This is a genomic window from Sulfurovum sp. (assembly GCF_015493435.1).
In the GTDB taxonomy this organism is placed as follows: domain Bacteria; phylum Campylobacterota; class Campylobacteria; order Campylobacterales; family Sulfurovaceae; genus Sulfurovum.
In genome coordinates this window covers 13,677-27,200 of record NZ_WGDD01000018.1, presented here as the reverse complement: position 1 = coordinate 27,200, position 13,524 = coordinate 13,677, and the positions used below count along the sequence as shown (strand labels likewise).

At 43.2% G+C, this 13,524-nt stretch carries 13 protein-coding genes; 7 read left to right on the top strand and 6 right to left on the bottom strand.

Annotated features, from left to right (window positions below):
• Positions 1–222 (top strand): aminoacyl--tRNA ligase-related protein (locus F8L24_RS03035; protein ID WP_365937956.1); only part of this gene is annotated, 222 nt, incomplete at its 5' end.
• A 120-nt stretch (positions 223–342) separates the two neighbouring features.
• On the opposite strand, the gene F8L24_RS03030 is transcribed toward F8L24_RS03035, so the two are convergent.
• The 6 genes from F8L24_RS03030 to hisH all read right to left on the bottom strand — a co-directional run bounded on the left by F8L24_RS03030 (position 343) and on the right by hisH (position 7,361).
• Complete coding sequence (locus tag F8L24_RS03030) at positions 343–1,899, bottom strand: 2-isopropylmalate synthase (RefSeq protein ID WP_294951614.1); 1,557 nt, start codon at positions 1,897–1,899, stop codon at positions 343–345.
• Positions 1,900–2,212: 313 nt separating this feature from the next.
• Complete coding sequence (gene pssA / locus F8L24_RS03025) at positions 2,213–2,971, bottom strand: CDP-diacylglycerol--serine O-phosphatidyltransferase (RefSeq protein ID WP_294951612.1); 759 nt, start codon at positions 2,969–2,971, stop codon at positions 2,213–2,215.
• Positions 2,943–4,937 (bottom strand): ATP-dependent zinc metalloprotease FtsH, encoded by a 1,995-nt coding sequence (gene ftsH, locus F8L24_RS03020; RefSeq protein WP_294951610.1) that lies wholly within the window; start codon positions 4,935–4,937, stop codon positions 2,943–2,945. The genes pssA and ftsH overlap by 29 nt, the downstream gene beginning before the upstream one ends.
• A 146-nt stretch (positions 4,938–5,083) precedes the next feature.
• On the bottom strand, positions 5,084–5,899 hold the full coding sequence (locus F8L24_RS03015) for a 50S ribosomal protein L11 methyltransferase (protein WP_294951608.1): 816 nt from the start codon (positions 5,897–5,899) through the stop codon (positions 5,084–5,086).
• The gene (hisA, locus tag F8L24_RS03010) at positions 5,896–6,618 is read right to left on the bottom strand and encodes a 1-(5-phosphoribosyl)-5-[(5-phosphoribosylamino)methylideneamino]imidazole-4-carboxamide isomerase (protein ID WP_294951606.1); all 723 of its coding nucleotides are present in this window, start codon (positions 6,616–6,618) and stop codon (positions 5,896–5,898) included. Before hisA ends, F8L24_RS03015 begins: the two co-directional genes overlap by 4 nt.
• A gap of 131 nt (positions 6,619–6,749) precedes the next feature.
• Positions 6,750–7,361, bottom strand: a complete 612-nt coding sequence (gene hisH / locus F8L24_RS03005) for an imidazole glycerol phosphate synthase subunit HisH (RefSeq protein ID WP_294951604.1) — start codon at positions 7,359–7,361, stop codon at positions 6,750–6,752.
• A 129-nt stretch (positions 7,362–7,490) separates the two neighbouring features.
• Here hisH and waaC point away from each other — a divergent pair, with 129 nt between their 5' ends.
• The 6 genes from waaC to F8L24_RS02975 are packed head-to-tail and all read left to right on the top strand — an operon-like array spanning position 7,491 to position 13,524.
• Entirely contained in the window at positions 7,491–8,486 is a 996-nt protein-coding gene (waaC, locus tag F8L24_RS03000; protein WP_294951602.1) for a lipopolysaccharide heptosyltransferase I, read from the top strand.
• The gene (locus F8L24_RS02995) at positions 8,483–9,379 is read left to right on the top strand and encodes a lipid A biosynthesis lauroyl acyltransferase (RefSeq protein WP_294951600.1); all 897 of its coding nucleotides are present in this window, start codon (positions 8,483–8,485) and stop codon (positions 9,377–9,379) included. Before waaC ends, F8L24_RS02995 begins: the two co-directional genes overlap by 4 nt.
• Positions 9,372–10,073, top strand: a complete 702-nt coding sequence (locus tag F8L24_RS02990; RefSeq protein WP_294951616.1) for a glycosyltransferase family 2 protein — start codon at positions 9,372–9,374, stop codon at positions 10,071–10,073. The genes F8L24_RS02995 and F8L24_RS02990 overlap by 8 nt, the downstream gene beginning before the upstream one ends.
• Positions 10,070–11,155 (top strand): putative lipopolysaccharide heptosyltransferase III, encoded by a 1,086-nt coding sequence (gene rfaQ, locus F8L24_RS02985; RefSeq protein ID WP_294951598.1) that lies wholly within the window; start codon positions 10,070–10,072, stop codon positions 11,153–11,155. The genes F8L24_RS02990 and rfaQ overlap by 4 nt, the downstream gene beginning before the upstream one ends.
• A 3-nt stretch (positions 11,156–11,158) precedes the next feature.
• Entirely contained in the window at positions 11,159–12,253 is a 1,095-nt protein-coding gene (locus F8L24_RS02980) for a glycosyltransferase (protein WP_294951596.1), read from the top strand.
• Positions 12,250–13,524, top strand: a complete 1,275-nt coding sequence (locus F8L24_RS02975; RefSeq protein ID WP_294951595.1) for an O-antigen ligase family protein — start codon at positions 12,250–12,252, stop codon at positions 13,522–13,524. The genes F8L24_RS02980 and F8L24_RS02975 overlap by 4 nt, the downstream gene beginning before the upstream one ends.

The following is a 13,524-nucleotide window of genomic DNA, read 5'->3' as shown; positions in this document are numbered from 1 at the left end:
GGTCAAAATAAATACAGGGAAATTTCTTCAATTTCCAATACAAGGGACTTCCAGGCTAGACGTGCGAAAATCAGGTTTAAAGAGGGCAAGAAAAACAGACTGGTACATACACTGAACGGTTCTGCTCTGGCTGTAGGACGTACTTTGATAGCGATCATGGAGAATTATCAAAATGAAGATGGAAGCATTGAGATTCCAGAGGTATTGAAGAAATATATGTGAGAAGCGTAAGCAAACGACAAGAGTTTGTCGTTTGTAGCTTCGGAACTGAAATGGTCGGAGCAAAGCGTAGCTATGCAGGGATAGACAGGATAGATAAGACGGTGACGGAGAGTACCGAATTTAAACTGTCTTTGAAGTATCACTATAGCGTGATTTCAGCTTGCCTTCCATACTCAAGTAACTATTCAAGGCACCAATGTAGGCTCTGGCACTTGCCAGCATCGTGTCAATATTCAAACCATGTCCTATGATGGCAGGTTCATCATTGAAAGAAACTTTTACAGTGACATTTGCCAAAGCATCTTTGCCTTCTGAGACAGATTTGACTTTGTAGTCTTCCAGTTTTCCGTTGTAGCCTGAAATGCGGTCAATGGTCTTAAATACAGCATCAATGGTACCTTCGCCAATACCTGCTTCGATGATCTCGTCATTCTCTTTTTTGATCTTTACCGCAGCAGAGGGTACACCGCCTGAGCAATCCATCAACTGTAAAGAGATCAATTCATAGACTTGTGTCGCTTTGGTCATTTCATTGGTGACCAATGCTCTTAAGTCATCATCATAGATCTCTTTTTTTCTGTCTGCCAAAATTTTAAAGCGCTCAAAAGAGCTGTTCAATGCATCATTATTCAAAGTAAAACCAAGTTTTGCCAACTTGTCTTTAAAAGCTGCACGCCCGGAGTGTTTACCCAGGACCAACGTATCATCCTTGATCAATCCGATACTCTCCGGTGTGATGATCTCATACGTTTCTTTATTTTTTAAGACACCATCCTGATGGATACCGCTTTCATGTGAAAAAGCATTCTTTCCAACAATAGCTTTGTTGGGTTGGGGTTCTATTCCTGTGATAGTAGCAATAAGTCTTGATGAGGGGTAGATCTCTTTTGTGTTGATGTTGGTTTTAAAATTGGTAAAAACATCTGAACGCGTTTTAAGCGCCATCACGATCTCTTCCAAGGCAGCATTTCCTGCTCTTTCCCCCAGTCCATTAATAGTACACTCAACCTGTCTGGCACCATGTATAATAGCTTCTAAAGAGTTCGCAACACCCAAGCCTAAATCATTGTGGTTATGTACGGAGATGATGGCTCTGCCTTTGGTATAGTCACTCATCTCTTTCACCATGGCACCTATCTCAAAAGGAAGTCTGAATCCTACAGTGTCAGGTAGGTTGATCGTGCTTGCTCCTGCTTCTATAACGGCATCGGAAATTTCTTTTAAAAAGCCGATATCTGAACGTCCTGCATCTTCACAGCTGAATTCAACATCTTCTACAAAGGTGCGTGCGTATTCAACTGCACGCACTGCACGCTTGATGACTTCGTCAGGATTCATTTTGAGTTTGTATTCCATGTGGATGGGACTGGTGGCTATGAAGGTATGAATACGTTTCAGTCTGGCCTTTGCTATGGACTCTCCTGCAGCTTTTACATCACTGTCCATGGCACGTGCCAATGAGCATACCGTTGAGTTTTTTACACGCTGTGCGATCTTTTCTATGGCATCAAAGTCTCCTGGACTTGCCGCTGCGAATCCCGCTTCGATAATGTCCACTCCCAAACGTTCCAGCTGTGCTGCGATTTGGATCTTCTCTTCTGTGTTCATGGAAGCTCCGGGGCTCTGTTCCCCGTCTCTCAATGTTGTGTCAAATATTTTGATAGTATCTTTACTCATTGTATAAACCTTGTTATGTATAAAAAGCCTTATGGCTTGAAAGTTGTCTAATTTTACCTAAATATCGATTAGGAGTATTAGAATAGAAAAATGTGCTGTAATGAAATGTGGATAGTCAGACTATTAGAGTGCGAGCAGCAGCAGGAGAGAAGTTGCTTTGGTGAAAATGATTGTACTGTTTATGATGTTTTTCATAATGTTCTCCTGTTGAATTTTTTAGAAGTATACATAAAAAAAGCAGAAATTGCAAATGTGGGGAGATTTGGTTCAGTCAAATTTCAATGCGGATGCCCGGCAGCGCATAAATTGTGATTTACGGTTCAATGTCCTCTTGACGCTTGGCATGGCCAAACCTGCGGCTGTTGATTGTTCTTAAGGCACGAAGGGGGCCGTAGGCTACATAGGCCAGGATGATCAGTGCAAATCCTTCAGCGGAAAAAAGATAGAGCAGTGAAGCCGCCAGGACCAGGAGGATCATTGTTTTAAAAACCATCGGTTTGTCCAGTTTCACTTTTTTAAAGGAAGGGTAACGAAAATTGCTGACCATCAGGACGGCGACAGCGAATGCAAGGCATAAGAGGATCACGCTGTAAGGGGCAAGGTCATACTTGTTGAAAAGCAGTATCCACATGGAAATGAAGATCGCTGCGGCAGGGATGGGAAGGCCAATAAAAACATTGGGGTCTGTTTTTCCGGTGGAGATATTGAAACGTGCCAGTCGGATGGCACCAAATATGACATAAAGTGCAGAAACAAGTATGCCGAAACGCCCGAATTCATATCCGACAAAAAAGAAAAGCAGCATGGCCGGTGCAATACCGAATGAGATAATATCTGCCAGGGAATCGAACTCGACACCAAACTGGCTTGTTGTGTTGGTCATACGTGCCACACGTCCGTCAAGACCGTCAAAGACAAGTGCAAGAAGAATCAGCCACGAAGCTTGTATGAAATGCCCTTTGCTAGCTTCTACGATGCTGATAACACCGATGAAGATACTGCTTGCCGTAAAGAGGTTGGGCAGTATGTAGAGAAGGCTCGGTTTATGCATTGTCTTTGGTATCTTCTGCATCCGGTTCGGCTGCTTTATCGGCCGGTACGGCAGGTTTTTTCTGATGTGCCAGACGGCTCGTCATATGGTGTGCTTTTTCGAAATCTTCAATAATCTTTCTGACGGTATTCCCTTCGATCACTTCCGCACTGAGCAGTTCATTTGCCATCCCTTCGATAGCTCCCCTGTAATCGTCGAGTGTACTTTTGACAAAATCATAACGCTCATGGAGGGTACGTTTGATATAGTTGTCCATCTCTTCAGCCATTTTATCGCTGTAGTCGGTAGAGACGGCTCCCGCACCAAGGAAGGAATTTTGGCTGCGTGAAAGTACCATGAGGCCTGCCACATCGGTCATACCATATACGGAGATCATATCTTTCAGAATGGCTGTTGCACGGTCGAGATCATTTCCCGCACCGGTACTGATTTCACCGATGAAAACTTCTTCTGCGGCACGTCCGCCCAGCAGTACGTCAACTTCGGCGATGAGTTCATGTTTTTGTTTGAGGAAGCGCTCTTCGTCTTCGGGAAGATGCAGTGTATACCCCAGTGCGCCAAGTCCTCTTGGAATAATGGAAACTTTGGTAACACGTGTCGCACCTTCCGTCAGTTCTGCCATGAGCGCATGACCGCTTTCATGGAATGCAACGATCTTTTTCTCTTTCTCGTTAATTTTACGGTTTTTCTTTTCCAAGCCGACAAATGACCGCTCGATCGCTTCAAGGAGATCGGACTGTTCTATTTGTTTTTTGTCCTGGCGTCCTGCCAGGAGTGCTGCTTCGTTGATGATATTGGCAAGGTCTGCACCGGCAAGTCCGGCTGTCTGTTTCGCTACTATTTCAAGATCGACATGGGGAGCCAGCTTGACATCCTTGGAATGAACTTTGAGAATGGCTAGACGGCCTTCATAGTCTGGTTTGTCAACCAGTACCTGCCTGTCGAAACGTCCTGCTCTAAGCAGTGCGGCATCGAGTGTTTCAGGGCGGTTGGTCGCTGCAAGAACAATGACAGGGGTATCGGTGCCGAAACCGTCCATTTCAGCGAGAAGCTGGTTGAGTGTCTGTTCTCTTTCATCATTGCCGCCCATCTGCCCGCCTGAGGCTCTGGACTTTCCGATAGCATCGATTTCATCGATGAAGATAATGGAAGGAGCTTCTTTTTTCGCCTGTGCGAAAAGGTCGCGTACACGGCTTGCTCCGACACCTACGAACATTTCGATGAAGCCTGAACCGCTTACAGAGAAGAAAGGGACAGAGGCTTCCCCTGCCACTGCTTTGGCAAGCAGGGTCTTACCGGTTCCCGGAGGGCCCACAAGCAAAACACCTTTGGGGATCTTGGCACCAAGTTCAATGTAGCGTTCGGGGAATTTGAGGAAATCCACGATCTCTTTGACTTCGTCTTTAGCCTCTTCAACACCCTGTACATCACTGAAACGCGTATCGGGTTTTTCAGCGTTGATAAGCTTGTCTGCTTTGCCGGCTCCCAAAATACCGCCGCCCATGCCTTTGGTCATTCTTTTTGCAAGGAAGATCCAAATGGCAAAGAAAATGAGGATCGGTAGAAGCATACTGACCAGTTCTGAGAAAAATCCGTTCCCCATCACCCCTTCAAATGCAATATGCTTTTTTTCAAGCAGCGGAACGAGGTCTCTGTCATAGGTAGGGATATTCTGTGCAATATAACGGGTTTTTTGTCCGTTCTCTTCTGAGATGGCTTCTACAACAGTAGGTGTCAGCTTGACACTTTGTACCTTCCCCTCCGCTATGTAGTTTCTCAGTTCGGAGTATTTGACCTGTTTGGTCTGTGAAACGTTTTGTTTGTTCATCATGCTCCCGATACTTTCACCTTCACCGACGAAAGACTTGAAGATCAGAATGATTACGATAGAGAAGATCGCAAAAGCGAGCAGGGGATTGTCATTGAAAAAATTGTTGTTGTTTTTGTTCTGGTTATTATTGTTGTCATTATTATTTGGGTTGGCCATTAAATATTTTCCTTTATATAAATTCCGAATGATGTGTCAGAAGCGTAATGATTCCGAGACATACGCTGGGATAAATGAATGTAATCGAGTATTATAGCGCAAAAAGGAAGAAATTCCATTTTACTGTGTTGATGCGATTTTACTTATTATTTCTTATAAACAAGTGTTACCCATTCATCTTTGAGGATTCTCTCTTCGAGTGTCAGCTCGGAAAAGGATGTTTTTACCAACATCTCTTTTTTATCCAGAATTCCTGAGAGTATCAGATAGCCTTCCTCTTTGACACTTTGTTTCAGGTCGGTGGCAATGAAGCGGAGCACATCGGCGATGATGTTGGCAATGACTACATCATAGGGGCCTTCTGCTTTGTCAACGGAGCCCTCCCAGAGTGCATCATACGGTGTTTTGTTGAGTAAAAAATTTTCCCGGCAGCTTTTTACGGACAGCGGGTCTGTGTCACAAAGTGAAACAGTGGCACCGAGTTTTTTTGCCGCAAGTCCCAAAATACCCGAACCGCATCCGACATCGATGACATTGTCTTCTTTATGAACATATTTGCTGACAGCTTCAAGGCAGGAAGAAGTCGTAGCATGATGTCCCGAACCGAAAGCGAGCGCCGGATCGATCTTAATATTGATACATCCCTCTTTGGGAGCATACCAGCTGGGGAAGATATAAAATTTTCCTGCTTCGACAGGCTGGATGGATTCCTGATATGTTTTGATCCAGTCTTTGTTCTCTTTTTCTTTGAGAGTGAAGTGCATATGAATATCCTGTTCGAGATGTTCCTCCAAAGAGAGCAGGGCATCTTTGACAAAGTTCAAATCGTTTTCGCTTCGTATAACGATTTTTCCCGTACCGAATTCCAAGCCTTCATCATAGATATTCATAATATAGTCTGCGATCAGATCAACGTATGGCTCATCAAGGGTAAGCGTCAGTTCATGATAGGTTTTATTCATTTTAGGTTCCTGTCGGCAGTGGCTTTGAATGCCTGCTCCAAATCCAGGGTTCCTTCATAAAAGGCTTTCCCGACGATAGTTCCGTCAATTCCCGCTTCGATCAGGGCTTGGATGTCTGTCATATCTTTCAGTCCCCCTGAAGCAATGGTTTCAAGCCCGGAAGCTTCCTGTATGGCTTGGGTGAATTCTATGTTGATCCCAGTCATCATCCCGTCACGTCCCACATCGGTACAAATGATAGCTTCTACACCGCAGGCAGCAAACTCTTTGGCGAGGTCAGTGGCTTTCATATCGGATGTTTCAGCCCAGCCTTCTACCGCAACCATGCCGTCGATGGCATCAATACCCACCACTATGGGGTATTTGGCAGCCATATCCTTGACGAATTGGGCATCTTTGACGGCAATAGAACCCAATATGAGACGGTCTATCCCGAGATCAAGATACATTTTGATGGTTTCCTCATCACGGATGCCTCCGCCGAGTTCCAGTTTCAGATTGCAGTTTTCACGGATTTTCCTGATCTGTTCCAGGTTTTCCGGTTTACCGGCAAAAGCGCCGTTAAGATCTACAAGATGCACCCACTCGCTTCCCAGTTCTTCAAATTTTTTGGCAACCTGCCATGGCTCGTCACTATAGATCTTGGCTGACTCCATGAGCCCTTTGCTTAATCTTACTGCTTTACCGTCTTTAAGATCGATTGCGGGTAAAATGGTCATTTTTGGTCCTTCGTAGGTTTGGCCATGCCAAACGCTTGTATTTAAATTGTTATCTATCTTCTTTTTGTTTGGCATGGCCAAACCTACAGTAAAATTCATACACCAATGTGGTGTTGTAAGGGTACAACACCCTACAGTTTGCTAAAATTTTCTATAATTTTAAGTCCATTCTCATGGCTTTTTTCCGGGTGCGGCTGGATACCGAAGATATTCCCGTTCTGAACGGCCGAAACGAACTCGTATCCGTAATGCGTTTTCCCTATGGCATATCTGTCATTGCAAACAGCATGGTAGGAGTGTACAAAATAAAGATAGAAATCATCGGGGAGACTATCAAACAGAGAAGTCTCTTTTTGCACAAAAAGCTCGTTCCATCCCATATGCGGTACTTTCAGAGGGTGGTCAAATTTACTTTCATCGAAAGCGACAACCTTCCCGGGAATGAGTCCCAAACCTTCAGTCGAGCCAAACTCTTCAGAGCTTTCGAACAGCAGCTGCATACCAAGACAGATGCCCAGCAAGGGTTTTCCGCTTTGGGCAAAAGTCTTGACCGCTTCATCCATACCGTTGCGCTGCAAATGTTCCATTGCATCTCCAAATGCACCTACACCGGGCAGGATAAGCTTGTCATACTGTCCGAGTTTTGACGTATCACTCTCCAGTCTGGCATCTGCTCCTGTTTTTTTAAAAGCATTGATCACGGATGCCAGGTTGCCCATATGGTAATCGACGATTCCTATCACGTAGAAAATTCCTTCAGCTGTTAATTATTGGTGTGATTATATCCAAATTAAATTGAAAGGAGTTCGGCAGGGCACTGACCTTTTAGAGTATTTGGATAGAATTAGAGTAAAAAATCAGGATATTCAGAGATGAGGATAGCGATTGTCAAGCTTTCTGCGTTGGGCGATATAGTGCATGCGATGGTTGTGCTGCAGTTCATCAGGGAGGCAATGCCCCAAAGCCGGATCGACTGGGTCGTCGAAGAGCATTTTAGCGGTATTCTGGAATACAATCCCCATATCGATACCATTCTCCCGGTAAACCTGAAAGCCCTCAAAAAAGAAAAATCGCATATTTTCTCTGAATTCCGCAGGCTCAAAGCGTATGCCCGTAACAGGTATGATTTGGTCATAGATATGCAGGGCTTGATCAAGTCAGCTGTCGTTGCACGTATTTTGGGGCCAAGCTGCGGTTTTGACAGGCACTCTGTCAGGGAAAAGGCTGCCGCACTCCTGTACAGCAGAACATTCAGGATACCTTATGAAAAAAATGTGATCATGCGAAATGCAGATCTAGTCGCTGCCGCATTGAATTTTGAGATTGGCTCCGATGCTCTGATGGAGAAAAAGCCCTTTCTTTTTTATCCGGACAGTGCGTGTGGCAAAACCGTTTCTTTCTTAATGCCGGAGAAAAAAAATATTGTGCATATACTGGGGTCGAGCTGGGAAAGCAAAGTGTACCCCAAAGAGAAGTTTGTCGAGATAATTGAAGCACTGCCGGGAAACCATCTGCTGGTATGGGGAAATGATGCCGAAAAGAGCAGGGCGGATTTCATCGCCGGGAAATGTGAGGCAAGAGTGCTTCCGCCTATGAACCTCAATGAACTCAAAGCACTGATCGCTGCTGCGGATCTTGTTATTGGCGGAGACAGCGGCCCTACCCATATGGCCTGGGCGCTGAACCGGCCGAGTATTACGATCTTCGGTCCGACACCGAGTTTTAGAAATGTACTTGAAACAAAGATCAACAGGGTCATAGACTGCGGAAAAAAGATCGATCCTTTGAAGTTGGATAAAAATGAATTGTGTATCAATACAATCTCTGCACACAACATTGTCACCCTGGCCAAGGAGCTGCTGTCGTGAAAGATAAACTGTATGTGAGTGCGTTCAATGTCTTTAAATTCTTTATCCGGATCATGCCCGAAACACTGATGTTCTTTTTTGCCAAAGCGCTCTCCCGTATGATCTATGCCGCAGACAGCAAACACAAAAAGATCGCAAAAGTCAATCTCGACCTGGCATATGGAGATACACTGAGTGAAGAAGAAAAAGAACATATTATCAGGGCGTGCTATCTGAACCTTATCCTCTCCCTGATCGATTTTGTCAAAAATCAGGGTATTTCAAGGGAAGCACTTCTCAACAAAGTGACATTTAAAAATGAAACGATACTTGAAAATGCGCTTGCAGCGGGAAAAAAAGTCATTTTGGTCACGGCACACTACGGAAACTGGGAGTTGGTAGCGCTTTCCATTGCTGCGAAATTCGGAGATATGACCATTATCGGGAGAGATCTGGATGCGTCGAGCATGAATGCCATTCTAAAACAGAACAGAGAACAGTTCGGCATAGAGCTCATAGATAAAAAGGGTGCGATGAAATCGATGATCTCAGTGTTGAAGCGGGGACGTATGCTTGGATTGCTGGTCGATCAGAATACCAGTGAGAAGGAGGGGGTTCTTGTTGATTTTTTTGGAAAACCTGTACGGCATACACCTTCTGCCGCTATTTTAAGCAGACGGTTTAATGCAGTGATCATTCCTGTGTTCATTACAACAGAAGATCATTTGCAGTATACCTTGACTTTTTATGAGGGGTTTGTGACGGAAACGACAGATGACAAAGACAGAGATATCCTGGAATCTGTACAAAAACAGGCAAAGATCACAGAAAAAGTGATCCGAGAAAAGCCTGAAGAATGGTTCTGGCTGCACAAACGCTGGAAAAACCAGTTTGAGGCATGTTATGATGACTAAACTCTCTGTAGTGATCATTGCAAGAAATGAAGAGAACACAATAGCAGAGGCAGTCCGGTCGTCACTTTTTGCAGATGAAGTCCTCGTTCTGGACAGTGGTTCAACAGACAGAACCTGTGAAGTTGCATCATCTCTCGGTGCCAGGGTACTTCAGGAAGAATGGCTCGGTTTCGGTCCCCAGAAAAACAGGGCAGTGAGTCTGGCCCGCAACGATTTTGTATTTGTACTGGATGCAGATGAGCGTATTACACAGGCACTTGAAAAAGAGATAATGACGATTTTAAAGCATCCTGAATTTGAGGGGTATTTCGTTCCGAGACTGAATAATTTCTGGGGATATGATATTAAAACGTGTGGGCTCTATCCGGATTATACGATACGTCTTTTTGACAGAACAAAAGCACGTTTTAATGATGTTCAGGTTCATGAATCTGTACAGATGAAGACCACAGCCGGGTATGTGAAAAACCATTTGCTGCATCTTGCCTACAACAGTATCGATGCCTTTATTGAGAAACAGAACCGCTATTCGACCCTGCATCATAAATCAAAAAATAAAATGAAAGCGATGGTCAATCCCGCCTGGACATTTTTCAAACTTTTTATTCTTAAAAAGGGCTTTTTGGACGGCTGGAACGGATTTGTCATTTCAAAGCTTTATGCACAATACACATTCTGGAAGTATATCAAATGAAAATACTGGTTATGAAATTTCGTAATATCGGCGATGTGCTTCTGACGACACCGCTTTTAAAAAATCTCCAATACCATTATCCCGAGGCGACGATAGATTTTGCCCTCAACAAAGGTACAGAAGAAATGCTTACAGGGCATCCTTCCGTAAGAAAGATACATATTTATGATCGAAAAATTAAAAAACTGCCTTTTTTCAAGCGCCTGAAAGCAGAATATGATTTTGCCAATTCGATTAGAAAAGAGAAGTATGATATTGTCATCAATACAACCGAAGGGGACCGTGGTCTGCAGATCGCTATTTTTTCCGGGGCAAAAAAGATCATCAGTATTCCTGCAGAAAAAAATATGGTATTGAACCGGTTTATTACAGATGAGCTTCTTCTCGTCAGCATGCGGCATAATATCGATGACAACCTGGATGTTCTCCGGGTACTGGATAAGCAGACAGTAGAAAGAAAAGTTGAAATTTTCTGGGACATGGAAATAAACAAAAATGTTCAGAACCTTATGGCGGAGTACGGGTTGAAAAAAGGTGCGTTTATCCACCTGCACCCTGTGTCACGGTGGCTTTTCAAATGTGCAGATGACAAGACGGTGGCAAAGATCATCGACTTTTGCCAGGAAGAGATGCAGTTTCCCGTTGTTATTACGGCTGCTCCTATCAAGGAGGAGAGGGAGAAAGTAAAGCGTATCATATCTTATTGCCGGACGAAGCCTTTGGATTTCACGGGAAAACTCACCCTGAAAGAAACCGCCGCGCTCAACAAGCAAAGCAGACTTTACATTGGTGTCGATACTGCGATCATGCATATCAGTGCTGCCAATGATGTTCCTACACTTGCCTTTTTTGGTCCAAGCGCATCCTACAAGTGGGGGCCATGGGACAACAGTGTTATGCAGAATGCCTATACCCGAACCAATGGCAATCAGTGTATGGGAAAACACCGGGTGCTTCAGAAAAACTGGGAGTGTGTACCCTGTATTTCTGCAGGCTGTGACAATTGCGGAATCAGTGACTGCCTGATGGAGATGGATATGGATGAGATCAAAATGAATATTACCCAAATGCTGGAACAATAAAGTATGTCTTCTGTCAAAAAAAACTGTAAAATCGTCCTTTTCAATGATTCGCTCTCAGGCGGTGCAGGTATTTCCATGCTTACCCTGGCAGAAGCATTGCAAAAAAATGGTATAGAAGTTCATCTTGTGATCTGTGAAAACAAAATTGATTTTGAAATTCCGGCATCACTTTCCTTTCACCTTTTGAACAGGGATATCAATACCACATACAGTAAAAAAGCCTATAGCCGAAAACTCAGGGAAAAACTTAAGATGCTGGGAGAAGCGGATATGGTGATGTCGAACTCATCTCCTTCCAACCGGATACTTTCTTTGTTGAAGATCGACAATGCCTACCATCGTGTGCACAGCGCTGAAATAAAAAGATATCCGGATACAGTTTTGGGACAACTGAAATATAGATGGCGGCACTATAAATACAGAAAACTGTATTCCAACAAGCACTTGATACCTGTATCAAAGGGCTTGAAACAGATAATTACCCGGGATATAGGTGCTAAACCAAAAAGTATGGATGTAATATACAATGTATCTGATGTTGAAAAAATAAAAGTATTATCCCAAAAAAATGATGCCGAAATTCCCCAGGAAGCATATATAATACACGTTGGCCGGTTTGATATGACAAGTAAAAGACATGATGTACTTTTGCAGGCATATAAAAAATCCGGTATACCACATAAACTGGTGATCGTTGGTGAGGGGAAAGATAAATTAGTCATTCAGAACATGATAGAGGAACTCAAGCTTGAGGATAAAGTACTTTTAACTGGATTTAAACTTAATCCTTATCCCTGGATCAGCAATGCAAGCTTATTGGTGATGACATCTGATTTTGAAGGTTTACCGACAGTAATGATCGAAGCACTTGTTTTAAAAACTCCTGTGGTCAGTACCGACTGCCCGACAGGCCCCAGTGAGATTTTGACAGATACTCTGTCTTCTTATCTTGTACCCATACAGGACATTGATATGATTGCAGGCAAAATGAAAAAAGCCCTTCTTGAGTATCCGCCGATCCCGGATACTGCGGTTGAAAAGTTTCAGGCAGATCATATTGTTTGGCAGTATATGAAGCTTATGGAAGGAAAACAATGAACGATCATCGCAGTATTCGGCTGAAAAAGTATTTTGTTTTTGGATCGAAATTCTATTCGGATAGTTTGAATATGGTTTTTGTACTATATGCATTTTTATTGCCGTTCTCCAAAGCATTTCCTCTCTTTACTGCTCCTTATGTCATTCTTTTTTTGTGGTTGATGGAAGGTGGACTGAGCCAAAAAACAGCAAAGCTAAAATCTGCAAAAGTGATCTATTCTCTTTTGCTTTTTTTTATGTTCACTGTGCTCTCTTTACTGTGGACCAATGACATTTATGAAGGTATACAGTCATTAAAGTATTATTTTGCCATTACGGTGGTGATAATCGTGTTTTTCACATCTGTACAAAAGCATTTTCTCAAACCCATACTGTATGCCTTTCTGTTTTCCATGTTCATAAGCGAAATGATTTCCTATGGTATCTACTTTGAATGGTGGAGTATCAATGGAAAAACATCGGCCAATCCTACACCCTTTATGCATCATACTATCTACAGTGTTTTTCTGGTTGTTACCATTTTCCTTCTGCTTATTCAGTTAAAAGATAAAAGCATACCGTTCAAGTTGAAGGTATTTGAATTTCTGTTTTTGCTTTCCTCTTCTACAAACCTTTTTATCAATGGGGGTCGGACAGGACAGTTGGCACTGATTTTTGGAACAGTCTCTTTTGTAGTGATTTATTATAAAAAGAAAATGTATCTTTTGTATGCAGCAGTCTTTCTCACAGTTCTTTTTTTCAGTGCCTATCGGGTATCACCGAACTTCCACCAGAGAGCAGATCAGGCATTGACCGATGTTGTCAAAATTCAGGAAGGAAATTTGCAAAACTCCTGGGGATGGCGTATAATGATGAAAATAGTTTCATATCATATTATCGAAGAACACTTGCTCATCGGGGTTGGTGTGGGAGATGTTCTTGATGAATACCGGCATGCTTTAAAAAGAGAAGAGTTAAAAAAATATGATGCTACAAAGATACTGCAGCATTTGCATGACCAGTTTTTGCAAGTGACTGTGGAAACCGGGTTTACAGGTTTGGCTTTCTTCCTTTTGTTTCTCTTTTATGTGTTCCGGAGCGCACTGAATATACGTGACCCTCTGATTCGGGCCGCGCTGTTCAGTATACTGGTTGTTTTTATATTTTCTTTTTTTACAGATGTACCGCTCAAAAACTTTACCGGCGGTCTTTTTGCTTTTATTGTCGGGTATCTGTTGAACTATACCGCTTCGGAGAAGACAGCTTTGCCCACAGAAAAAATGAGGCAGTAG